The sequence below is a fragment of the Devosia sp. A449 genome (assembly GCF_054489375.1).
Window position 1 is genome coordinate 324,352 of record NZ_JBTMWU010000003.1, and the last position, 22,042, is coordinate 346,393.

18 protein-coding genes are annotated in these 22,042 nt (G+C 63.3%); 11 read left to right on the forward strand and 7 right to left on the reverse strand.

Going from position 1 to position 22,042, the window contains the following annotated elements; genetic code table 11:
* The first annotated feature begins 459 nt into the window (after positions 1-459).
* Positions 460-672, forward strand: a complete 213-nt coding sequence (locus ACX3OW_RS10845; RefSeq protein ID WP_046171438.1) for a cold-shock protein — start codon at positions 460-462, stop codon at positions 670-672.
* Positions 673-1,670: 998 nt separating this feature from the next.
* On the opposite strand, the gene ACX3OW_RS10850 is transcribed toward ACX3OW_RS10845, so the two are convergent.
* Genes ACX3OW_RS10850 through ACX3OW_RS10860 form a run of 3 tightly spaced genes read right to left on the reverse strand, consistent with a single transcriptional unit; the run spans position 1,671 to position 5,806 of the window.
* Positions 1,671-2,702: an autotransporter outer membrane beta-barrel domain-containing protein gene (locus ACX3OW_RS10850; protein ID WP_459096095.1), complete on the reverse strand. Its 1,032-nt coding sequence runs from the start codon at positions 2,700-2,702 to the stop codon at positions 1,671-1,673.
* Positions 2,662-5,094, reverse strand: a complete 2,433-nt coding sequence (locus ACX3OW_RS10855; protein WP_459096096.1) for a beta strand repeat-containing protein — start codon at positions 5,092-5,094, stop codon at positions 2,662-2,664. The genes ACX3OW_RS10850 and ACX3OW_RS10855 overlap by 41 nt, the downstream gene beginning before the upstream one ends.
* A complete protein-coding gene (locus ACX3OW_RS10860; RefSeq protein WP_459095779.1) occupies positions 4,988-5,806 on the reverse strand; it encodes a hypothetical protein in 819 nt (272 codons plus the stop codon). Before ACX3OW_RS10860 ends, ACX3OW_RS10855 begins: the two co-directional genes overlap by 107 nt.
* Positions 5,807-6,145: 339 nt before the next feature.
* On the opposite strand from ACX3OW_RS10860, the gene ACX3OW_RS10865 reads away from it, so the two are divergent.
* Entirely contained in the window at positions 6,146-6,268 is a 123-nt protein-coding gene (locus ACX3OW_RS10865; RefSeq protein ID WP_459095780.1) for a hypothetical protein, read from the forward strand.
* Between the two features lie 141 nt (positions 6,269-6,409).
* Positions 6,410-6,745, forward strand: coding sequence for a hypothetical protein (locus ACX3OW_RS10870; RefSeq protein WP_459095781.1), 336 nt, complete (start codon positions 6,410-6,412; stop codon positions 6,743-6,745).
* On the opposite strand, the gene otnK is transcribed toward ACX3OW_RS10870, so the two are convergent.
* The 4 genes from otnK to ACX3OW_RS10890 all read right to left on the reverse strand — a co-directional run bounded on the left by otnK (position 6,711) and on the right by ACX3OW_RS10890 (position 11,119).
* Complete coding sequence (gene otnK / locus ACX3OW_RS10875) at positions 6,711-7,988, reverse strand: 3-oxo-tetronate kinase (protein ID WP_459095782.1); 1,278 nt, start codon at positions 7,986-7,988, stop codon at positions 6,711-6,713. The two genes, ACX3OW_RS10870 and otnK, sit on opposite strands and share 35 nt — an antisense overlap.
* Positions 7,989-8,103: 115 nt before the next feature.
* Complete coding sequence (locus ACX3OW_RS10880; protein WP_459095783.1) at positions 8,104-8,739, reverse strand: class II aldolase/adducin family protein; 636 nt, start codon at positions 8,737-8,739, stop codon at positions 8,104-8,106.
* 99 nt (positions 8,740-8,838) lie between these two features.
* Complete coding sequence (locus ACX3OW_RS10885; protein WP_459095784.1) at positions 8,839-10,272, reverse strand: NAD-dependent succinate-semialdehyde dehydrogenase; 1,434 nt, start codon at positions 10,270-10,272, stop codon at positions 8,839-8,841.
* Positions 10,273-10,360: 88 nt separating this feature from the next.
* Positions 10,361-11,119, reverse strand: coding sequence for an IclR family transcriptional regulator (locus ACX3OW_RS10890; RefSeq protein WP_459095785.1), 759 nt, complete (start codon positions 11,117-11,119; stop codon positions 10,361-10,363).
* A 583-nt stretch (positions 11,120-11,702) separates the two neighbouring features.
* On the opposite strand from ACX3OW_RS10890, the gene ACX3OW_RS10895 reads away from it, so the two are divergent.
* From ACX3OW_RS10895 to ACX3OW_RS10930, 8 genes are all read left to right on the forward strand, one after another.
* Complete coding sequence (locus tag ACX3OW_RS10895) at positions 11,703-12,485, forward strand: CoA transferase subunit A (protein WP_459096097.1); 783 nt, start codon at positions 11,703-11,705, stop codon at positions 12,483-12,485.
* Entirely contained in the window at positions 12,482-13,231 is a 750-nt protein-coding gene (locus ACX3OW_RS10900) for a CoA-transferase (RefSeq protein WP_459095786.1), read from the forward strand. The genes ACX3OW_RS10895 and ACX3OW_RS10900 overlap by 4 nt, the downstream gene beginning before the upstream one ends.
* Before the next feature lie 40 nt (positions 13,232-13,271).
* On the forward strand, positions 13,272-14,501 hold the full coding sequence (locus ACX3OW_RS10905; protein ID WP_459095787.1) for a CaiB/BaiF CoA transferase family protein: 1,230 nt from the start codon (positions 13,272-13,274) through the stop codon (positions 14,499-14,501).
* A gap of 48 nt (positions 14,502-14,549) precedes the next feature.
* A complete protein-coding gene (locus ACX3OW_RS10910; protein ID WP_459096098.1) occupies positions 14,550-16,103 on the forward strand; it encodes an acetolactate synthase large subunit in 1,554 nt (517 codons plus the stop codon).
* A 40-nt stretch (positions 16,104-16,143) separates the two neighbouring features.
* Positions 16,144-18,462: a molybdopterin-dependent oxidoreductase gene (locus tag ACX3OW_RS10915; protein WP_459095788.1), complete on the forward strand. Its 2,319-nt coding sequence runs from the start codon at positions 16,144-16,146 to the stop codon at positions 18,460-18,462.
* Positions 18,463-18,493: 31 nt separating this feature from the next.
* Positions 18,494-19,063 (forward strand): peroxidase-related enzyme, encoded by a 570-nt coding sequence (locus ACX3OW_RS10920; RefSeq protein ID WP_459095789.1) that lies wholly within the window; start codon positions 18,494-18,496, stop codon positions 19,061-19,063.
* A gap of 61 nt (positions 19,064-19,124) precedes the next feature.
* Positions 19,125-20,117 carry an MDR family oxidoreductase gene (locus tag ACX3OW_RS10925; RefSeq protein WP_459095790.1) on the forward strand — a complete coding sequence of 331 codons (993 nt, stop codon included), beginning with the start codon at positions 19,125-19,127 and terminating at the stop codon, positions 20,115-20,117.
* Positions 20,118-20,239: 122 nt separating this feature from the next.
* On the forward strand, positions 20,240-21,880 hold the full coding sequence (locus ACX3OW_RS10930; RefSeq protein ID WP_459095791.1) for an acyl-CoA synthetase: 1,641 nt from the start codon (positions 20,240-20,242) through the stop codon (positions 21,878-21,880).
* The last annotated feature ends 162 nt before the right edge of the window (positions 21,881-22,042 follow it).

A 22,042-nucleotide genomic window follows, 5' to 3' on the forward strand; every position in this document is an offset into this window, starting at 1 on the left:
ACGGCACGTAAAGATGCGAAGAACTGCTGGTCTTTTTAGCGGAATCATAATCCGTGTGTCCCCAGTTCAAATCTGGGCTTCGCTACCAAATTTAGCTGAATGATTTCAGCAACGTAACGGTAAGGCCGTCTCACGTAAGTGGGGCGGCCTTGTCACATCCGATATCCAGCATTTCCGGGCCTCTCCGCATGGGCGCATAGCGACTTCTGGATTTTCGCCGCTTGAGCGCTACCACCTCCGCATACCAGGCAAACTGCGGAAAGCAGCTTTGGCCTTGCTTTTGTGCGGCTTTGGTCCGAATAGTGGCCGCTATACGTTTGCAGCCTATGACGGCTGCCCTTTGCCGGTCATCTCCGGTCCTCGGCTCACTGCTCGAATGTGAACGTTTCTATGCCCCGCAGCATGTCGCTGGCGGGCAGCGCTCGCGCCAAGGCACCGAGCTTTAAAAGGACTATTTCAATGGCCACCATCACCGGCACTGTTAAATTCTTCAACACCACCAAGGGCTTCGGCTTTATCTCGCCTGAAGGCGGCGGTAAGGACGCCTTCGTGCACATTTCTGCCGTTCAGCAGTCGGGCCTCCAGGGCCTCTACGAGAACGACAAGGTTACCTACGACATCGAGAGCGGCCGCGACGGCAAGGAATCCGCCGTCAACCTCACGCTGCTCTAGTATTTCAGGTGATTGGCCTGCCTGCGAAGGCGGGCCAGATCGCCGGCGCTCCAACTAAGTTGGCGCATTGCGTCAGATAAGGCCCGCTTCGGCGGGCCTTATCTATTTCAGAGCTAGCGAACCGGAGCCTAGAGCGCGCACGGACGAGCGAGATGCGCCGGGCCGGCGATAGTTCGGGGTGAATACGCGTAAACGGGCGGATTGTTCTCATCCGGGTTTGGAATTGGATCATTCGGAGGCGGTGTTTCCGGCTCAATGGGCGGAATGTTCGGTATAGGGGCAGGCACCGGGAAAGGCTCAGGCATGGGTTTCGGATTAGGGCCTGGTGCCGGCGGAGGATCACTCTCGGGAGGGCCTGGCAACGTCATGGTCAATCTCCTTGGATCTCCGGTGAAAACGGGCGGAGCGCTGGCCTAGTTCCAAAGAGGAGAGCGATGCCTTGCCTCTCGACGCCGGTCAGGTGGCTCGCGTGGTCCCGAGACCGGGCGATCGACGCTCGCCGCTGCAAACACCAGGTCGGCTTTTTTGATACTCGTCCCAGACAAAGCCTGAAGGCACGGGCACAACAATCGGGTGTGAACGCCGGCAAGGGATCTGGTTGGAGCATCGAAGTTGGCGCGCGGTTCGAAGCGCCAGAGGCTGGAGCGGAGCGCTCGCCTGAAATCAAAAGGCGGGCTGAAGGGTATTACAAGCACCACATCAGCCCTAACCAGAGGCCGATCGGCGAGGATCAAACCAAAGGCTGACGGTGAAGTGCGCCATTGAGCGCGCATTTGCAAGGCCCACGACGATGGCGGCAAGCGCAGATGGAGATAAGCCTGTGGGCGGCGGGGTGCTAGGCCCGGTCGTGCTCGGGCTCACCATCCGCAAGGCGTGGCTGAAAAGTCAGATCGCCAGCCGGAAGCTGAAGACTTGGACGAGTGGCGCTGACGAGGGTTTCACGCCCGAGTTTTTCGCGACTTTGTAGTACATACTCGGGAGCCGCTTGGCCAAAACCGTCAGAACGTATTGTTCCACGTCGCCTTCAGGGCGTGGGTCTGCGCCGCGCTGCCGAGCTGGCCGTCATAGGTGAGGTTCAGCGTGGTATTGGCGCTCACGTCGAGGTTGAGCCCGCCGCTCAGTATGAACATATCGGCTGCAAGGGGCGCCCCCAGCACGGTGAAGCTCGTGCCGCCGGCGAGACTGTGCAGGGCGCTCGGCGTTTCGGCGAATGCATGCTGCCAGCCAATGCCCCCGCTGACCGTCAACAGCATGTCATCGGCAACGACGAGCTTATGCTCGGCGCCCAGCCCCAGTGTTGCGAATGTCGCCTCGATGAGGTTGGCAGCGCTGCTCAACGCCGCTGGTCCGCCTGTCTCGGTAAAGGCGTCAGTGGCGTGGCGCACATGGCTGAGGCCCGCATAGGGGATCAACGAGACGGCGCCGAGGTCGACTTCGTGGGACAGCCGCGCAAAAGCCTGCGCCGTTGCCGCCGAATAATGCGCGGTCAGCGCATCGCTGAAGCCGGGGAAGGCTATTTCGCGGCTGGCGCTGATGTCGTGCCGCGTCAATGCGGCCCCCAGCGACAGGCTGGTGTCGCCCCACTGGCGGCCGCCATAGAGCCCGAGGCCAGCATCGACGCTGGTGCTGCGCGCGTTGAGTCCGGCCACACTGGTGCCGGTCGCTCCGGCCTGCAGCATCATGCCCAGTCGCCAGTCGGCGAGCAGCCCATCGATACCGGCGGCGAAGCCCCCTGTCATCGATTCCACGCCGGCTGAACCAGGGCTGGCTGCGATGCTCCCATGCGCGCCGTAGAATTGTCCCCACATGCCGCTGGTAAGCGCGGGGCTCGAGAGCAGCGTCGGGCTTTCGGCATAGCTGCTGACACTGTCGCCGCCGCCGAGGGCGTCGAACGCCTGGTCGATGCGACTGGTCGCCAAGCCGGCGATCAGGTTCGCCGACTGCATCGTCACGCTGGCGGTCGAGGGCTGCGCTGCGCCCGAGAGCGCGTCAAACGCCTGCTCGGCCTGGCTGGCGTTGAGCCACAGGATGGCATCGGTTGCCGGCGCCGAGCGATTGCGCGCCCGCGGCGGCGGCGCGCTGCGTCCCGGTCACCCCCACTTGGGCGAACCCCACATTGTTGCGCGCCAGATTGAGCGTCACGCTGCCCGCCGTCTGATAGTCGAGCCGCGGATCGAGGAAGGCGAGATCGGTCGTCACCCCGCTGAAGGCGCCGCTGATGCTGCCGGCGCTGAGGATCGTATAGGGCGTCAGGAAATTGTAGCTGTTGCCTATCGGGCTGGCCGTAACGCGGACCGTGCCGTTGAGCGCCGCGCTGGTCGCGATCAGTCTGTCCGCATGCCCGGTCGAGTCGACACTGACATTGTAGCTGGAACCGGGACCAAAGCTCGCGGTCGCCGCCGTCAGCGTCTGGCCTGCCTTGGTGCCACGCATGTCGAGAATGCCGTCATTGCGCAGCGTAGTGATGCCGGTCAACGCACCCCTGAGCCGCAGCAGGCCGGTATTGGTGAAAGCGCCATTGATCTGGTTCCGCGCGTTGACGGTGCCGGCGCTGGTGAAGGCGCCGTTCCACACGCCGCTTGTGGTGATCGTGCCGGCATTGCCCAGCACATCGCCGCTCCAGGTGCTGTTGGCGCCGTTGGAGATGGTGCCGGTATTGCCGGTATTGCCATTGTCGGTGTTTGTGGCCAGCACGGCGCCGGTCCACAAACCGGAATTGAAGATGGTGCCGGCATTGCCCGTCAAGGCCCCGGTCCACTCGCCACGATTTTCGATCCGACCTTCATTGCCGCGAACCGCGCCGGCCCACGCGCCCAGTGCGTCGTTCTTGATGTAGCCGCTGGCGGCATTGCCGAGCACGGACCCCGTCCAGACACCGCCGCCGCCGTTGAAAATGCTGGCATTATTGGCGACCACGTCGCCGTTCCAGTAGCCGGTGCCGACCTCGCCGGGCGCGTTGTCGTTCGACACATTGCCATTATTGCCCAAGATCTTGCCGTTCCAGGTCCCGCCCTCGTTGCCGATCCAGCCGGAATTTCCGGCGACATCGCCGGTCCATATGCCCGTGGCCGAGGTGACCACCCCGCCATTGGCGCCGTTGCCGCTGATGGTGCCGCCGAGCCAGGTGCCGTGATTGTTGATCGTCCCCTGGTTGCCCTTGACGCTGCCGGTCCAGCTGCCGCCCAGATCGTTGGTGATGACGCCCCGGTTGGCGTAAACATCGCCTGCCCAGCGCGCCTGGTTCACGCCATTCGGGTTGAGAACCGACTCATTGGTGTTGTTGCTGATGAAGTCGCTGTTACCGCGGATATCCCCGCTCCAGCTCCCGTTCAGATTGAGGATCATGCCGGCGTTGCCCGCCACTGTGCCGTTGATCCAGGTCCCGTAATTGTGGATCTGCCCAAACGTGCCGCCTCCGCCATTGCCGATCACGCTGCCGCTCCAGCTGCCGCCCGCCTTGTTGAAAATAGCGTTGCTGTTCCCCACAATGTCGCCCACCCAGTGGGCACCATTCTCATTGTGAATCTGGTCATAGGCAGCCAAGACGTTGCCGGTCCAAGTCCCGCTGTTGGAGACGCCGCCATTGGTCGAGAGGTCGCCTATCCAGCTGGCGCCTGCCGCATTGCGAATGCCGCCATTATTGCTGACAACATCACCCACCCAGTGGGCACCACTCAAATTATTGATCTGGCCGGCGTTGGTCAGCACCTTGCCGGTCCACACGCCCGGCGCATGGTTGTTGATGTCACTGGTATTGCTGGCGATATCGGCGTTGTACACCGCGTAATTGTCGAACGCGGCGGCATTGTCGAGATCGTCATGCACCGTGCCAAAATTGATGAGATGACCGTTGTTGACGATGTTGTTGGGGACACGGATCGTCAGTGTCGCGCCTTCCGCCACATAGAGCGTCGCGCCGTGGTCAATCGTCGCCGACTCGAACGAGGCCATGTCGGTCGACATGCCGGTGCCGATCTGCAGCGTCCCGCCGGTCACCGACAGGCCGCCCAGCATGATCCCGCCGCCCAGCGTCAGCGTGCCGACCCCCTGCTTGACCAAGGCAGCAGTTTCGCCGCCGATGGTGCCGAGGAAAGTCGTGTCGGTCTCGTCGCCCACCGTCAGCGTCATGCCATCGGCGATCTGCACGGAGCCGCCCTCGGAGCCGCCGCCCAACAATGAGCCGATGGTCTCGGAATCGGTCAGTAGGAGCGTTGCACCCGCCACATTGGCGATGCTCACCGCACTGGTGTCGGCCAAGGCATTGCCGTTGCGAAGTTCCAGCACGCCGGCGGCGATCACGACGGAGCCGGTGAAGTCATTGTCGTTCGTCAACACCACGGCGCCGCTGCCGGACTTGATCAGCCTGCCGGTACCCGTGAGCGCGGCGTCGACAATCGCTGTCCCGCTGTCGGGCCGGAGCATGAAGGCCTCCGAGGCGTCGATGGTCGCGCCGATCGACAGCGCTTCGGCGCTGGTCAGTTCGTAAACATCGGTGGTCACGGCGGCGCTCAGGGGTGCCGCCAGACTGGGTGTAGTGCGGCGTATTGATCGTCAGCTGGCTGACGTCGCCGCCCGATTGCGAGATCGAATTCGTGGCATTCAAAATGCCGAAGCCGGACGCCGCGCCGCCCGTTATCGTGGTGTCGCGTGTGAAAAACGCGCTCGGACCGAATTGCTCATCGCGGCCAATGCTGAGCTGCCCGGTCCCACTGAGCTTCAGCATGTCGACGGTATAATCCGAGAAATTCTGTTTGCTGCTTCTGATGGTGAACAGCCCGCCACTGAGGTCGAGCCCGAGGGCGGACCACCCCCTATTGCTCATCGTTGGCGTGCCGCTGGTGACGATCGCCCAGTCGCCTTCGGATGGCAGTGTGGCTGTTGTCTCGACGACATTTCCGTCCGCATCCAGGACGATGGGATCCCAGTTGGGTGGGCGCGCATAGCCCGGGCTGGTATCACCCCCGCTCCAGGTGAAGACCAGACCTTCCGCACTGGCCCCCGGCACGCTGGCCAGCAGCGCCGCGCCGGCCATCCCGGCAAGTAGCCGGCAGCGCAATGTCCCGAAATCAGCATAGGCAACAGCGCCGCCGCAGCCGCTATGCTGCGCCGGCCAATTCAACTGCAATCTGTTCACGGACTGTCCCCCGCCCATCCCCCGACTTGCGGGGTGCCCTCGTTAACAAGACGTTAACGCCCTCCTCGGGCGTGGGCTAACCCAAAAACGGGTCGGCGGCCTTATCCTGTTGATGTTTGACGCCGCACGAGCTGCGGCCCGGCCGGCATGGAGTCGGAGGCTGCCGAAGTCATCATGAACTGATCAACGCTTCTTGGTGTCGTTGCCTTCGGAGCGCGAAAGGCTCACGTTCCCCGCTGACCACATGGCCGTTAGGCTGCCAGCTCGCCGACATCGATTGGGCCGCTCGGCAAAGCGAGTTACCATCGCGTTACATGCATTGAAATGAGAGGACAGGCCGTGATTACTGACGTGGATCGCAAGCATTTGCAGCGTTTTGTCGAACTGGCCGCCCAGGCCTTGAGCACAGGCGACGAGCCGTTTGGGTCGGTGCTGGTGTCCTCAACTGGGGACGCGCGGTAGCTTGCTGGCGGCGCTCTCGATTGGGGCAGGGGGGCTTGCTGGGCTGGTGCAGGCGCTCGGACTGCTGCGCTGGGTCATGTGCTCGTCCCCAGCCTTGCCGCGATGTACGTGGCTCCTGGTGCAAGCGAGATCGACCAATCGATGGCCGTCGCGCTCTTCGACGCTGCCAACCATTATCTCGGCATGGGCGTCGGCGAGCATCTGGGCTACTTCTTCACCGCAATCTGGACCCTGCTGGCCTCGGCATTAATCCTGCAGACCAACCGCATCACGGCGGCGGCCGGTTTCATTATCGCCATCGGCGTGATCGTCGGAATGCTCGAGCCGTTCGGGGTGCCGATGACCGGCATGATCAATTCGATCAGCTACACGCTTTGGGCCGTCTGGACACTGGTCCTCGGCGTTGTGGTGCTGCGCGGAGAGCGTCAGGCTGGACCAGTGTCTAGCGGCCGGCCATGGCGTCCAGATGCTCGTTGAAGACCTCGTCGCTCCCGAGGGCACCGGATTTGAGGCAAAGCCCCAGCCGGGTCGGGCCTTCGGCCACGCTCAGAGGGATCTTGCCCTTGGCGTAGGGGCCCAACTGCAATTCGCGGATTTTTAGCGCATCAACCACGGCGCCCGAGGTCTCGCCCCCCGATACGATGAGGCGACGAATGCCGCGGGCAACGAGGCCCGCGGCAATGCGGGCCAAGGCATCGTCGGCGAGGCGCGAGGCTTCCTCGCGGCCAAGCCTGGCCTGCAGCTCGCCCACGGATTGCGGCGATGCGGAGGTGGCGATGGCGAAGGAATTGTCCCCGATGCGATCCGTGGCCCAGGCCAAGGCGGTTTCGACGACGTCGACACCGTTTGCCGCGTCGTTGAGATCGATTCGCAACACCGGTCGGCCGCTCTGTTCGAAGCTGTGCAGTTGCTCAAGGTTGCGTCGCGAGCAGCTTCCCGCGACGATGGCTCCGGGCCCCGAGACGGAGGGCAGCGGCTGCGGGGCGGCCGCTGCGTCGATCCAGTTCATGGCCCGCCAATGCGGCGGGTAATGTCGGATCATCGCCGAATGTCCCGTCACCAGGGGCCAGTCGTTGCTGAACGCGGCAATCCGCGCCAGATCGTCTTCGCACAGCGCGTCAACGATGAAATATTCGATGCCCTCTGCCCGTTTTTGCTGAATGAAGGCGCGACAAGCGTCGGCACCCTCCGCCAATTTCGACCAGCGCAACACGCCTACCTTGCGCCCGGTCTGCGGCCGCAGGACTTCCGCGAGGTTGGACTCCGTCATGGGCGTGGCGGGATCGAAGCGCTTCGGCGAGGCCGACAGCAGCACGTCGCCGGAAAAAGCATGGCCGTTATAGACGGTGCGGTCGAACTCGGGAAAGGCCGGGCAGAAAATGGTCTGCGTCGCGCCCGACAGCTCCATCAGAGGGTCAACGCAGGGGCCGATATTGCCTTTGGGGGTCGAAGCGAAGGTGGCGCAATATTTGAAAAACATCTGACGGGGCCGGTGTGACGCCAGAAACCGCCCGGCCTCAAGGCACATCTGGGAGGCAGCCTCGGTTGGCGCAACACGCGACTTCAGCGCCACCACCACGGCATCGGCATTGACCGCAGGATCGTCACGCAGCGGACCCACAAAAAACTGGGTTCGAACGCCCGCCGCCACGAGCATGCTGGCGAGTTCGACGCCGCCGGTAAGGTCGTCGGCTATCGCTCCAAAACAGATATTACGCACTCATTCCTCCCTGGGGCGGGGCCACTGAACCGATATTCATGACGGCCGACGCGTCGTCGCAGAAGTTGCAGGGCGGCATTGCTGTCGCCGGTTTTTGCCTGGAATTGGTTGTCGGTTAACCCGATGCGTAACTGGCAAAGCGCGTCATGACCTCGGCAATCTGCGCGTCGTTCAGCAGCAGCGGCACACCGGAGCTGCAGGCGAGAATATATTGCCTTGCCAGCGTTTCGAGCACTTCGGCCGAAGCCAGCGCCTCCGCAAGGGTCCGGCCGTAGCAGATCATGCCATGGTTCCCCAGCAGGCATGCCTTGCGTCCCGCCAAGGCCTCGACGGCCGCCGTAGCGAGTTCCGCAGTGCCAAACAGGACATAGGGGGTGCACCGCACGTCACCGCCGCCGAACCGTGCCATCTGGTAATGGAAGGCGGGCAGTGTGCGGTTTTGAACGGCCAGAGCGACGCAGGCGTCCGAATGGGTGTGAACGATGGCGCCGGCATTGGGGAATGCCTGATAGATCGCCGCATGCATGGCCCATTCGGACGAGGGCTTGCGACCATCGGTGGTCGAGCCGGCGAAATCGCTTTCGACAAAGCTGCCGGCCTGGACATTGCCGACGCGGGTGCCGGTCACCGATATCGTCATGCCCTGGTCGGTGCGTTTGCTGATATTGCCTTCGGCCCCGACGATGAGACGGAGCTCCGCCAGCCGCTGATAGGCGGCAGCGAGGCGCGTTGGCGCAGTGGAGTCAGCCATGAACGCCCCCCGCATGCAGGACTGGGGAAGCGGTCAGTGGGGAGGAGCGGAGCATGTCATCTATCATGGGTGGTCCTTGCCTTCTGTTGCCGTGGGCCGTTACAGGCCGGCCTGGGTGACCAATTTCGTGTTGAGATAGGCCTCCACCGCCTCCGAGCCGCCCTCGCTGCCATAACCGGAATCCTTGACGCCGCCGAAGGGGACTTCGGGCAGGGCGAAGCCGTTATGGTTGATGGTCATCATGCCGCTTTCGACGCCGGTGCTGACGCGCATCGCGGTCTTTTGCGAGCTGGTATAGGCATAGGCTGCGAGGCCAAAGGGCAAGCGGTTGGCTTCGGTCACCGCTTCCTCGATGCCGTCGAATGGCGAGATGAGCGCCAGCGGCCCGAAGGGTTCCTCGTTCATGACCAGCGCATCGAGCGGCACGTCGGTGAGCACCGTCGGCTCGAAGAAATAGCCCTTATTGCCAATGCGGCGGCCACCGGTCGCGATGGTTGCGCCGCGTTTTGTGGCATCGGCGACCATTTCCTCGACCGCTTCCAGCCGCCTTTTATTGGCCAGGGGCCCCATGGTCGTCTCGGGCGCAAATCCATCGCCCACCTGGTATTTTTGGGCGGCGGCGACGAATTTTTCGACGAAGCTGTCATAGACCTTCCGCTGCACCAGGAATCGCGTTGGCGCGATGCAGATCTGACCGGCGTTGCGGAATTTGGATCCCGACAGCACCGCACTGGCCGCGTCGATATTGGCATCGTCGAAAATGATCGCCGGGGCGTGACCGCCCAGTTCCATGGTCACGCGCTTCATATGCGCACCGGCGAGCGCGGCAAGTTTCTTGCCGACAGCGGTTGAGCCCGTGAACGAAATCTTGCGAATGGCGGGATGGGGAATGAGGTATTCGGAAATCTCGCTGGGCACGCCATAGACCAGGTTGATCACCCCGGCCGGAACGCCCGCGTCGACGAAGGCGCGGATCAACGCCGCAGGAGATGCCGGTGTTTCCTCGGGGGCCTTGACGATGATCGAACAGCCGGCGGCAAGCGCTGCGGAGAGTTTGCGCACCACCTGATTGATGGGGAAGTTCCACGGCGAGAATGCCGCAACCGGCCCGACCGGCTCCTTGATGGCGAGTTGCTGGACGTCTTCTCGCCGCGCCGGAATGATGCGGCCATAGGTGCGGCGCGCCTCTTCGGCAAACCACTCGATGATATCGGCACCGGCCAGCACTTCGCCGCGTGCTTCGGCTAGGGGCTTGCCCTGCTCAAGCGTCATCAGCGGCGCGATGTCGTCGGCCCGGAGCCGCAACAGGTCGGCCGCGCGACGCATGATCTTGCTGCGATCGAAGGCCGACATGGCCCGCCAGACACCAAAACCACTCCAGACGGCCTGCAGGGCCTCGTCCAGATCCTCGATCCCGGCATGGGCCACCCGGCCGATTTCCGCTTCGGTCGCCGGATTGAGCACCGATATTGTGCGACCCTGTCGAGCGGGGCGCCACTCGCCGGCAATCAGAAGTTGGGTGTCAGTGTACATAGTGGTCGACCTTTCGCAGAAGCAGTGCAGCAGATGAGCCGGACCCCGTCAGCCGGGAGGCAGTCCAAGGTTTGGGGTAGGGCAGTGGCTAGCCCAAGTCGGAAGAATGGCCGAGAGCTCTGCCAATATCGCGCGCTGCCTCGATGACGTGCGGCGCGAAGGCTTGCAGCTGGCGGCGTTTCAGGCGGCTGTCCGGTCCGGACACACCAATCGCACCGACCAACTGGTTCGACCGGTCCAGGATGGCGCAGGCCACAGCAGCGATGCCTTCACGCCATTCACCGTGATAGACGGCGCAGTAACCCTCGGCGCGGACCAGTTCCAGGTCTTGGCGAAGCTCTTCCAACGAGCCTTTGGAGGTCTCGGTGAGCTTTTGGAAGCGCCCTTCGAAACGTTCAAGATACTCGTCCGGCATTTGCGCCAGCATCGCCTTGCCGGTTGCTACCGCCCAAGCGGGAGCGCGCGAGCCGACGCTGGTGTGGGCCCGGATGTGGTGGGCACTGTCGATCTTGTCGACATAGACAATCTCGGTATCGTCAAGAATTGAAAGATGGACCGTCTCGGTGGTTTGTTCGGCCAGCCGGATCATCGCCGGGCGGGCAATCTTTAAGAGGCCCATCCTGCGGATCGCCAGACTGCCCAGCTCCCAGATCTTGGTGGTGAGCTCATAGGTGCTGAAGACCGGGACTTGCCGGACATAGCCGTGCATCTGCAGGGTCGTCAGCAGGCGGTGGACATTGCTTTTGGTCAGCCCGAGTTCAGCCGCAAGGTCGGTGACGCCGCGTGGGGTTTCGCTATGAGCCAGCGCCTCTATCAGACGCAATCCCTTTACAAATGCTTTGTCCATAAATTGAAATCCTTTGGCAATTAGACGCTAGACTTGCAGTAGTTCAATAAACCCAGCGCTCATGGAGTATTATGTTGATCTGCCATTTCCTGAGGCAGACGTTTGGCATAAGAGAACGGGTATATGGTCATCTGCCCGCAATGCAAACCATTCCATTTTGCGCGAATGTGCCGTTGAATGGACACTCCCTGAAGTCACCGCCTGCGCTCACATCTTCTTGCGCGTCGCTCAGCCAGGCCATTTTGCCCCGCGCTTGAGCGACGTCGCCAGTCGCAGCAGTCCTGTAATGTGGAATGCCGTTCCAAAATATACAGGGAGGCGCCCGGGCTTTGTCAAGGGCAAAGCGTCGCTCCGATCTGCCTGCATGGCGCCGGACTTCCTCCGCTAGCGAAGCCATTGACAGCGCCAAACAAACAGCCTTATTCTGAATTCCAGAATGATGTTCTGCAATATAGAACGTAATTATTTCGGCAGTGGATGCTGCCGTGGTGAGGAATCGGACCAGCCCGAGGCTTGTTGCTGACTATCTTTTGGGGAGAGACTTGTGTTGGTCGCCACGTCCGATCTGAAAACGCTTGCCGCCATGGTCGCGCCGGGAATGTCCATCGCAGTGCCGGTGGACTACGCCGGCGTATCGATGGCGATGACCAGGGCGCTCATCGCGCATGGCGCGGATGAACTGGACCTCATCTGCGTGCCGACCGGCGGATTGCAGCCGGATATGCTGATCGGGGCAGGGCTGGTCAGGTCCATTGAAACCAGCGCCATGACCCTGGGTGAAGCGGGCGGCGCGCCGTGTTTCAATCGCGCCGTCAAGAACGGCACCATCGTGGTCAAGGATGCGACCTGCCCCGCCATCCATGCCGGATTGCTGGCGGCGCAGAAGGGGCTCCCCTTCATGGCCATGCGCGGGCTGATTGGAACGGATGTGCTGCGTCACCGGCCGGACTGGCGGATCATCGACAATCCGTTTGCCACAGAGGGGGATCCGGTGGTCCTGATCCCGGCGATCCAGCCCGATATCGCCATTTTTCACTGCCCCATGGCCGACCGCGCCGGCAATGTCTGGATTGGGCGGCGGCGCGAACTGGCCACCATGGCCTATGCCGCCAAGCGCACGATCGTGACGGTGGAGCGGATCATCGAGGGCAGTCTGTTCGAGAACGAGACAATCGCTGCGGGAACGCTGCCCGCTCTCTATGTCGATGCCATCGGGATCGCTCCAGAAGGGGCGGCGCCCTATGGCTTGTGGGGCGAATATTCCAGCGATTCAGCCGAAATTGCGCGTTACGCCGCCGCTGCCAGAACCGAAGAAGGCTTTGCCGCCTATATGGCCGGCCTCAACATGGGAGCCCGCGCCCAATGACACCTGCATCGGCTCGCGAAAGACTGATTTTTATCATTGCCCGCCTGCTGGACGGCGTGCGCCACGTCGCCGTGGGCGCAGCCTCGCCCATTCCGGCCGCTGGAGCGATGCTGTTGCGGGCGATGAAGGAGGCCGAGGGTGCGCCGCCGGTGCGGATTTCCATCCTGGGCTCGGTCGAGCATAATTTCTTCACCAACGGCTCGGTCGAACTGTTCGATTGCGCCGGCCAGGGCCGCATCGACGCCTTCTTTCTTGGCGGCGGCCAGATTGACGGACAGGCCAATGTCAATCTGGTCGGGGTCGGGGATTACCCCCGGAGCAGTGTGCGCTGGCCCGGCTCATTTGGCGCCGCCTATCTCTATTTCGTCGTGCCCCGCGTCATCTTGTTCCGTGAGGAGCACACCCCGCGCGTCTTTGTCGACAAGGTGGACTTCGTGTCGGCGCCGGGCACCAGCCCCGACGGCGTTTATCGGCCCGGTGGGCCCTATGCCCTGCTGACCGGTCTGGGGCTTTTCGATTTCGATGCGACGCGGCCCGGCTTCCGGCTGGCCAGCGTGCATCCCGGGCATGATCTGTCCGAGATCAAGGCGGCGACCGGCTTTGATTTCGCGCATGACGCCAACCCCGTCGCGACGCCTGACCCCGATGACGCCACCCTGACGCTGCTGCGCACCCGCATCCTTGATGAGCTTTCGGAGACATATCCTGAGTTTGCCGCCCTGATGCAGCATGATGCCGCCCCCTAGGACGATCGCTGCGAAGTCAGTGACGATTGAAAGAGTGATAATGAGTCAAGATCGATCAAATCCCGGCGCCCTCGCCTCTCTGAAGGTCATCGACGCCAGCCGCGTCCTTGGGGGGCCTTATGCCGGTCAGATCCTGGCCGATCACGGCGCGGACGTCATCAAAATCGAACCGCCGCAAGGCGACGAAACCCGCGGCTGGGGTCCGCCGTTCCTCGACGAAACCGCCAGCTATTTCCTTGGGCTCAATCGTAACAAGCGGGGCATGGCGCTCGATATGGCCCAGCCGGCCGGGCAGGAACTGCTGCTCCGGTTGCTGGAGGACACCGATGTGTTCATCGAAAACTTCAAGGCCGGCACGCTGGAGAAGTGGGGCCTTTCCGCCGAGGCGCTGGCAGAGCGCTTTCCGCGCCTGATCCATTGCCGCGTGTCGGGTTTCGGGAGCGACGGTCCTTATGGCGGCATGCCCGGCTATGATGCTGCCATCCAGGCGACCTGCGGCATCATGAGCGTCAATGGCGAGGCCGGGGGCGAACCGTTGCGCGTCGGCCTGCCGGTGGTGGATATGGTCACCGGGCTGAACGCGGTGATCGGCATCCTGATGGCGGTGAACGAGCGCAACCAGAGTGGCAAGGGCCAGTTCGTGGAGACGGCGCTTTATGATTGCGGGTTTTCGCTGCTGCACCCGCATATGCCGAACTTCTACCTGTCGGGGAAAGTGGCGGGTACCTCCGGCAATGCCCACCCCAATATCTGTCCCTATGACACCTACCGGACCGCCACGACCCCGATTTTCCTGGCTGTCGGCAATAACCGCCAGTTCGAGACCCTGTGTCGCTTGATCGACCGCGAAGACATTCCGCGCGAGGAGCGCTTTGCCACCAATGGCAACCGCAATGCCAATCGCGATGCCCTCAAGGTCGAGCTGGAAGCGGCCCTGGCCAAGCATACCTGTGTCGACATTGCCAAGCAGTTGATCGAAGCCGGCGTGCCCTGCGGCGCCGTGCGCTCGATCGACGAAGTGGCCGCCGATCCGCACACAATTCATCGTGGCATGGTGGTTGATATTGGTGACTATCGCGGCACGGGCAGCCCGATCAAATTGTCCCGTACGCCGGCGAGCTATCGGGACAAGCCGCCTGGCTTTGCCCAGCACACCGTCGATATTCTCGAAGAGCGGGTGATTGATCCGGGTGATTATGCCGATGTGTTGCCCGGTCTTGATCCGGCGCCAGCCCAGCGCGCAGCCGCCCCCAAGGCCTACACGCGATAGCAATCAAGGATCCGTCCCTGGCGGAAGCAGTAGATGGAAAATAGCAATATGAACGGTGCCGATTTTCTTTGTGACACCTTGCTGGCGAATGACGTCGATGTCTGTTTCGCCAATCCCGGTACCTCGGAAATGCACTTTGTCGCCGCGCTCGACCGCAAGCCACAAATGCGTTGCGTGCTGGGGCTGTTCGAGGGCGTCGTCACCGGTGCGGCGGATGGCTATGCGCGCATGACCGACCGGCCCGCGGCGACCTTGCTGCATCTGGGCCCCGGCCTCGCCAATGGCCTCGCCAATTTGCACAATGCCCGGCGCGCCAACACCCCGATCGTCAATATCGTGGGCGAACACGCTTCCCATCACCTGCCTTTCGACGCGCCTTTGACCAGCGACATCGAATCCCTGGCGCGGCCGATGTCGCATTGGGTGCATCGCATTGGCTCGGCCCAGAGCATCGGGGAGGACACCGCCCAGGCCATCGAAGTGGCCAACAGCGCGCCCGGCAGGATTTCAACCCTGATCCTGCCCGCCGACGCGGCGTGGGGCGAGGTCGAAAACGCTGTTGTACCGCAGGCGGCGGCACGCTCTGTCACCACGCCCGATGCTGCCGGTATCCGTGAGGCCGCCAATGCCCTGCGCGCCGCCGGCAACCAGGCGGTGATCTTGCTGACGGGAGCGGCCTTGCGGGCCGGCGCCCTGGCGACGGCGAGCCGCATCGCCCAGGCAACCGGCGCGCGGCTGCTGGCGCAGCAGTCCAATGCCCGCATCGAGCGCGGGGCAGGGCGGGTGGCCATTGATCGGGTCCCCTATCATGTGGACCTGGCGCTGGCGGCGTTCGCTTCGACCCGAGAGATGATTTTGATCGGCGCCAAGGCTCCGGTGGCGTTTTTCGCCTATCCCGGCAAGCCCAGCAGCATGCTGCCTGCAACCTGCAGGGTGACCGATCTGGTGGCGGAAGGCGGTGATCTCGCGCTGGCCATCGAGATGCTGGCCGACGCGCTGAACATTCCCCGTGACATCGCCGCGGTGGTCGAGCAGCCCTGCAAGGCGGCATTGCCGCAGGGCGCGCTGACGTCGGATGCCATCGCCGCAACCATTGCGCAGCTGCTGCCGGAAAACGCCATTGTCTGCGACGAGTCCATCAGCTCGGGCGGCAGTATTTTCAGCTCCACCTATGCCGCCCAGCCGCATGATTTCCTGCAGCTCACCGGCGGGGCAATCGGCGTTGGCCTGCCGCTGGCACTGGGCGCCGCCATCGCCTGCCCGGACCGCAAAGTGGTGCTGCTCCAGGCCGATGGCAGCGGCATGTACACGCTCCAGGCGCTGTGGACCCAGGCGCGCGAAAATTCGGACGTGGTGACGATCATTTACGCCAACCGGCGCTATGGCATTCTCCACAACGAACTCAAGAATGTCGGCGCGGGCGTTGCCGGCCACAATGCCAGCCGCATGCTCGATTTGGACAATCCCGAACTCAACTGGGTCCAGATGGCGAATGGCATGGGCGTCGAGGCGGGGCGCGCAACTACCGCCGAGGAATTCGCCAAGCTGCTTGGGACGGCCATGGCTCGCAAAGGCCCGTTCCTGATCGAAGCCATGATCTGACGGCGTCTGGGACTGGACAAAAGGAAGGGTTGAGCACCGCATGAGCGACATCAAACGCGTTTCGCATTGCAGCCACTGGGGTGCCTATACCATTCTGGTCGATGGCAACACGATTGTCGGCGTCGAACCGTTCGCCGACGACCCGGCGCCATCGCCCATCATCCATTCGGTCAAGGACTGGGCCGATCCGACGCGGCGTATCGCCAGGCCCATGGTCCGCTCCGGCTGGCTGGAAAAGCGCGAGGCCAGCGACCGCTCGGGTCGCGGTCGCGAGAAATTCGTGCCGGTCAGCTGGGACGAGGCGCTGACGCTAGTCGCGGGCGAGATTAATCGCGTCCGGACCAATTTCGGCAATGCCTCGATTTTTGCCGGCTCCTATGGCTGGACCAGCTGTGGCCGGTTTCACCATGCCCCATCCCTGCTCAAGCGCACGCTGAACCTGGTCGGCGGTTTTACCGGTCACGTTGATACCTATAGCGTCGCCGCCGGGCCGGTCATTTTGCGGCATGTGCTGGGCAATGCCCTGGCCAGCGACGGGCAATCCAACACGCTCGACAGCATCGCCGAGAATACCGAAACCCTGGTGATTTTCGGCGCCCTGTCGCCGCGCACCGCGCAGAATGAGGCCGGGGGGCTCGGCCGGCATTCGCTCGAGGGCTATTTGCGTCGGCTGGTCGAGCGCAAAGTGCGCATCATCCTGGTCTCGCCATTGCGCGACGACCTGCCCGACTGGGTCGAGGCGGAATGGTGGCCGATCCGGCCCAATACCGACACGGCATTGATGCTGGCGCTAGCGCGTGAGGTGGTCAAGGCGGGCCAGCACGACCAGGATTTCTTGCGCCGCTGCTGCAGTGGCTCCGAGGAATTCCTGGGCTATCTCGCCGGCCAGCCCGACGGGGTGGACAAGGATGCCGCTTGGGCCGAGGCGATTGTCGAAATCGACGCCGAACGTATCCGCAGCCTCGCCCATGCGCTGGTGACGACGCGCAGCATGCTGACCGTGAGCTGGAGCCTGCAACGCGCCGATCACGGCGAACAGCCGTTCTGGGCTGCCCTCGGGCTGGCTGCCGTCACCGGTCAGATTGGGCTGCCTGGCGGGGGCGTGGGCTATGGCTATGGCTCGCTGGGGGGCGTTGGCGCGCCGTTCGGCATCGGCAAGTCACCGGCCATGTCGCAGCTCACCAAGCCGATCAACAGCTTCATTCCGGTCGCGCGGATCACCGACCTGCTGCTCAATCCCGGCGGCGCCTTTGAGTATGAAGGCCAGAGCTACACCTATCCTGACGCAAGAATGGTCTATTGGGCCGGCGGCAATCCGTTCCACCATCATCAGGACCTGAACCGGCTGGCCGACGCCTGGACCAGGCCCGAGACCATCGTGGTGCAGGACCCGATGTGGACGGCGACGGCGCAGCGCGCCGACATCGTGCTGCCGGCCACCACTTCCATCGAGCGCCACGACATCGCCGGCAATAGGCGGTCCGACTTCTTGGTGGCCATGCACAAGGCCATCGAACCGGTGGGCGAGGCGCGATCGGATTTCGACATCTTCAACGGCCTTGCCGAAAAATTGGGTGTCGCGGCGGGTTTCAACGAAGGCCGCGACGAAATGGGGTGGATCCGCCATCTCTATGAAGCCAGTCGCACCGACGCGCGGGATCGGCTGGACGTTCAACTGCCCGATTTCGAGACCTTCTGGCGGGACGGCAGCGCGCGCGTCCAGACCCAGAAAAACTACACCTATCTCGCCGATTTCCGCGTCAATCCCGACGAACACCGGTTGGCCACCGAAAGCGGGCGGATCGTGTTGACCAGCACCAAGCTGACGGGCCTGGGCTATGATGACTGTCTGGGCCACCCCGCCTGGCTGCCCCCCGCCGAATGGCTGGGCAGCGAGACGGTCGAGGATGACCAGCTTCACCTCATTTCCCACCAGCCTACCGGTCGGCTGCACAGCCAACTCGAAGCGGCACCCGCCAGTCGCCTGTACAAGCGCAATGGGCGCGAACAGGTCCGCGTCAACGCCGCCGCGGCGGAGCGGCTGGGGGTGGTGGACGGGCAGACCGTACGGCTGTGGAACGAGCGCGGCCAATGTCTCGCTACCCTGGCGATTTCGAATGACGTGCGCGACCGGGTCGCGGTGCTGCCGACCGGATCGTGGTTCACCCCCGCCGCCGAAAATGGCGGGCTCGAACTGTCGGGCAATCCCAACGTGCTGACGCTGGACAAGCCGACCTCGCAATTCGGCCAGGGGTGCTCGGCGCATACCTGCCTGATCCGCATCGAACCCTATGCGGGCGAGACCCCCGATGCGGACCAGAATTACCTGAACAACATCGCAACACTGATCGGTGCCTGAGGGCACCGGCTCGACCTATGAGGAGAATAACATGACCGCAAACCCTATCAGCCGGTTCCCCGTCCCCGAGATCAAGGATCTGCCGAGCGACATTTCAGAGCGTATCCTGGCCGTGCAGGAGAAGTCGGGCTTCGTTCCCAATGTCTTTCTGGTGCTCGCCCACCGGCCCGAGGAATTCCGCGCCTTCTTTGCCTATCATGACGCGCTGATGGACAAGCCCGGCCCCATCACCAAGGCCGAGCGCGAGATGATCGTCGTCGCCACCAGCAATGCCAATCAGTGCCAGTACTGCGTGGTGGCGCATGGGGCGATCCTGCGCGTCCGCGCCAAGGATCCGCACATCGCTGATCAGGTCGCCATCAACTACCGCAAGGCCGATATCACGCTGCGCCAGAAGGCGATGATCGATTTCGCCATGAAGGTTTCCGCGCGGGCCCAGGAGGTCGGCGACGACGACATGGAGACGCTCAAGGGCCACGGCTTCACCGAAGAAGACATCTGGGACATCGCGGCCATCTCCGCCTTTTTCGGCATGTCCAACCGCCTGGCCAACGTCACCAGCATGCGGCCGAACGACGAGTTTTACGCGCTGGGGCGCTGAAACCACGGGGTCGGGAACGGCCCTGTCGTCGCGCATTTCCTGCCAAGCATGAGGCACTAAAATGAACCAATCTTTCACCGCGCTGATGATCGAAGATGTCGAGGGCAAGCCGCGCGCCGGCTTCAAGCAGATCGCCCTGAGCGATCTGCCCGATCACGATGTTCTGGTCGAGGTCGCCTATTCCAGCCTGAACTACAAGGATGGGCTGGCGGTTTCCGGCAAGGGGCGCATCGCCCGCAAACTGCCGATGGTGGCCGGGGCCGATCTGGCCGGCACCGTCATCGAGTCGCGCTCGCCGGACTGGCAGAAGGGCGACCAGGTGGTCGTCAACGGGTGGGGCTTGTCCGAAACCGAATGGGGCGGCTATTCACGCTATCAGCGCGTCAAACCGCAGTGGTTGACCCGTCTGCCGGCCCAATTTTCGGCGGAGCAGGCCATGGCGATCGGCACGGCCGGCTACACGGCGGCGCTATGCGTCAATGCGCTCGAAGCCTGGGGCGCGATCACCCCCAATCAAGGCGAAGTGCTGGTCACCGGCGCTGCCGGCGGTGTCGGCTCGGTGGCGGTGGCGCTACTGGCCAGCCGCGGCTATCTGGTCACCGCGTCCACGGGCCGGCCCGATACTCACGACTATCTGGCTTCCCTGGGCGCGAAGGCATTCATCGACCGCGCCGCCCTGTCCGAGAAAGGCGGGGCCTTGCAAAAGGAACGCTGGTCCGGGGCGGTGGATAGTGTGGGGTCGACGACGCTGGCCAATGTGCTCGCCCAGACGGCCTATGGCGGGGCGGTTGCCGCTTGCGGTCTGGCTGGTGGTGCCGATCTGCCGGCGACCGTCATGCCCCACATCCTGCGCAGCGTCGCTCTGCTTGGCATTGACTCAGTGATGGCGCCGCATGCCCAACGCACGCGCGCCTGGGAGACACTGGCCCAGAGCCTTGATCCCAAGGCGCTCGCGAGCATCACTACCGTGGAGCCGCTGTCGCGGGTGCCCGAGCTGGCCAATGAAATCCTGGCCGGGCGCACGCGTGGACGGGTGGTGATCCGCATCGAATAGGGCAGGGACCTGAGCGAGCCCGTTCACAGGCGGACGGGCTCGACCACCGTCGACAAGTGCACCATTGGCGACGCGACCAATGCCCTCTCGGGCTAGCCGGTCGCGCTACTTCCGGACCAAACATGCCAAATCCCTACGCTGACAACCTCGACCGGAATGCGGCCAATTTCGAGCCGCTGACGCCGCTGAGCTATCTCGAGCGCGCGGCCAGCACCCAGCCCGACTGGATCGCCATCATCCACGGTGAACGGCGCGTCAGCTATGGTGAATTCTGGCGCCGCTCGCGCCAGCTTGCTTCTGCGCTGGCCGGGCAGGGGATCAGCAAGGGCGACACGGTCACGGTCATGCTGTCGAACACCCCGCCGATGCTGGAGGCGCATTTCGGCGTGCCCATGGTGAAGGCGGTGCTGCACGCGCTCAACACGCGCCTTGAAGCAGCGGCCATCGCCTTCCAGCTCGATCATGCCGAGACCAAGGTGCTGATCGTCGACCGCGAATTCTCTGGCGTGATGAAGCAGGCGCTGGTGCTGGCGAAGGTCCGGCCGTTGGTCATCGACTACGACGATCCTGACTATGGCGTCGACGCCCCCCATCCCAAGGGCGAGCGCATAGGCACCCAGGACTATGAGGAATTTGTTGATGCCGGCGATCCGGCATTCGCCTGGTCGATGCCAGACGACGAGTGGGATGCCATTGCGCTCAACTACACCTCGGGCACGACCGGCAATCCCAAGGGCGTCGTCTATCATCACCGCGGCGCGGCGCTGATGGCCAACGCCAATATTCTCCATTCCGGCCTCGGCAAACACTGTGTCTATCTGTGGACCCTGCCGATGTTCCACTGCAATGGCTGGTGCTTTCCCTGGGCCCTCGCCATCCAGACCGGTACGCATGTGTGCCTGCGCTGGGTGCGGCCAGCCGCCATTTACGACGCCATCACCAAGCATGATGTGACCCATCTCTGCGGCGCGCCGGTGGTCATGTCGGCGCTGATCAATGCGCCGGAGTATCAAAAATCCCGCCTTACCCGGCGTGTGGCCATGAGCACGGCCGGATCGACGCCGCCGGAGGCAGTGCTCGCCGGCATGGCGGAGGCGGGGTTTGACGTCACCCATGTCTATGGACTGAGCGAGTCCTTTGGGCCGGCGGTGGTCAATGAGTGGCATGCCGAATGGGACGTTCTGGGTCATGGCGACCGCGCCGCCAAACTGGCCCGGCAGGGGGTCCGCACCAATGCGCTGGGCGCCGTCAACGTCATGGACCCGACGACCATGCAACCGACACCAGCCGATGGCACGACCATGGGTGAGGTCATGCTGCGCGGCAATGTCGTCATGAAAGGCTATCTCAAGAACCAGGAGGCGACGGACGAGGCCTTTGCTGGCGGCTGGTTCCACACCGGCGATCTCGCGGTGATGCATCCGGACGGCTACATCCAACTCAAGGATCGCTCCAAGGACATCATTATCTCAGGGGGCGAGAACATCTCCTCGATTGAGGTCGAAGAGGCGCTGTACAAGCACGCGGCGGTGGCGTCCTGCGGCGTGGTTGCCCGCGCTGATGACAAATGGGGAGAAACGCCGATTGCCTTCGTTGAGCTGAAACCGGGCAAGATCTCTACCGAAGCCGAGCTGATCGAGCATTGCCGTGCGCATCTGGCCCGCTTCAAATGTCCCCGCACCGTTATTTTCGCCGAAATCCCCAAGACCTCGACCGGCAAGGTGCAGAAATACCTTCTACGAGAAATGGCGAAACACAGCTGAACGGTGGCAGAAGCTGCCGCCTGCCGGTGGCGTAAATATGGGCTGCGATTAGGCGAAGTCGGTCCCGGGTGATTGCTGCAAAACTGTCCGGTGACAGCGTGCTGGCGCTTGGCTGCGGCGGTCTGAAAAGCGTTCTCCCGCCCGGCGGCAAATTGACAACTA